Source organism: Thermococcus sp. (assembly GCF_027008145.1).
Classification (GTDB): Archaea; Methanobacteriota_B; Thermococci; order Thermococcales; family Thermococcaceae; genus Thermococcus.
Genome location: NZ_JALTCZ010000148.1, coordinates 1 through 1,751, shown reverse-complemented (window position 1 = coordinate 1,751; position 1,751 = coordinate 1). Strand labels below are relative to the sequence as shown.

Annotated in this window: 1 protein-coding gene; it reads right to left on the bottom strand. The window is 53.5% G+C overall.

The window, feature by feature from the left end; genetic code table 11:
- A partial coding sequence (locus tag MVD07_RS07050) for a glycosyltransferase family 39 protein (protein ID WP_297500084.1) occupies positions 1-1,606 on the bottom strand: 1,606 nt, incomplete at its 3' end.
- Positions 1,607-1,751 lie beyond the last annotated feature (145 nt).

Genomic DNA, 1,751 nt, shown 5'->3' with positions numbered 1-1,751 from the left:
CCCATCTGCTCGGCCCTCCCTGCGCCACGGGTGCCCTCATGGCATAGTAGGTAACCCAGTGGCCCTGATCCCACCAGGTCAGGACGACGTCGTTTATGCTTGAATGACTCCCGAGGTACGTTAAAGCCCTCTCCCAGTGTTCGTTCATGAATGGCTTGACCGAGAGCGTGCGAACCGTTCCCTGATAGGCCGAGGCAAGGGGGAGGGACATGAAAATGAGTATCAGGGCGAGCGAGATGTATCTTTCTGGAATCCGCTTGAAAGACGTTGTTATACGGGAGAGAAGTCTGTAGCACTCGACGAGTCCTAGACCCGCCATAAAGGCGACGGCAAAGGAACCTATGAAGAGGAAGCGCGTCCAGATCAACGCCATCGGGAGGAGAACTGTAAGCGTCCCGAGAAGCAGAAAATCAGCTACCCTGGGCTTTCTAAAGCGGAGGAAGAAGAGGGGGATTAAGAAACCGGAGACTCCATAAGCCTCCCACCAGTCCTTTAAGCCCGTTCTTTGAGTCTCGGTAATTGGAGCCTGTACAAAAATCCCAGACAAAAAGCCTTCGAAAGTCCCATAGTATTTAACAAAGAGGAGTGCAAAAGTCAGAAGCACCGCTCCGATGACCCCTATTCGTATTCTCCTGTCGTCAATGAAGCGGGAGAGGAGGAGAAGGAGAAGCAGGGCAATGATGGAAGGCAATAGGGCGTATTTGAGGAAGATGAAGAGGAAGGCATCCTTTATGACGCTGAAATGAAAGCCCATTACCTCTGCGAGCTTTTTGCCCAGCCACCTATTCTCCCCCAGCATACCGTATCCAAGTCTTCCCCCAATCCAGTTGGCGGTGAACACACTGAGGATGAGGGAAACCGCCAGTAAAAGCCCGTCCAGAATGTACCTATCCCTTCTCAGGAGGAATGCTCCAACCGAGAGCAGGAGGGCGTTTGCCAGGAGAATTCCAAATATCGGGTAGTAGGCCTGCCAGAAGGCCGAGGCAAAGCCGGCGGAAAGTCCCGGAAGGATGTAAAAGGCGAGCCTCAAACGTTCCTTTCTGGGGTCCTTCAGAGAGAGTGCCAGGCCTATTCCAAGGAGCGAGAGAGCGTACCAGAAGAGCATGTAGTTGTCCCCACGGTAGTAGCCCGCCATGGAGCGGAAGACGTGGCCGAAGCTGACCGAGAGGAAGAACGCCGACAGAAACGCTTCGATCTTTCCGTAGAGCCTTAGAATGGTAAAGTACAGGAGGAGGACTGTGAGAACGCCGAAGATCACCGGCGTGATTCTGAAGGAGTTGTAGAGGGAGACACCGAAGGGCGAGAGAAACTTGTAGATGTAAGCCGGAGTCATCCAGAGGCCGAGGGGGTGGAAGAGCTTTATTTGAAACCCCCAGGGACCGATTGCATAGGGAAAGAAGTTCACCCACTCCCCCTTCTCCAGCGCATAGCGGATATAGGCCAGGTGGAAGTATGGGTCGTACCCCAGGAGATACTTAAAGCGCATCGGGAGGAGCCTTATGGCGAAGGCAACTGAAGTGATGAGCAGGAGGGCCCACCCGGGTTCAAAGATCCTCTCCTCAACATCCCGGAGCCTTTCAACCGCTCTCCTTTTCATATCCTCCATCCCCGGTAGCCTGCGGTATTTACGGGTAGAACAATAAAAGGGTTGTGTCAGGGCTTGACCTCGACGTTGAGTTTCAGGCTCTGTATGGTGCCGTTTATTGCCTCGATGATGAGGTTTTTAGCGTCTGTATCTGCGTAGTTCCCGT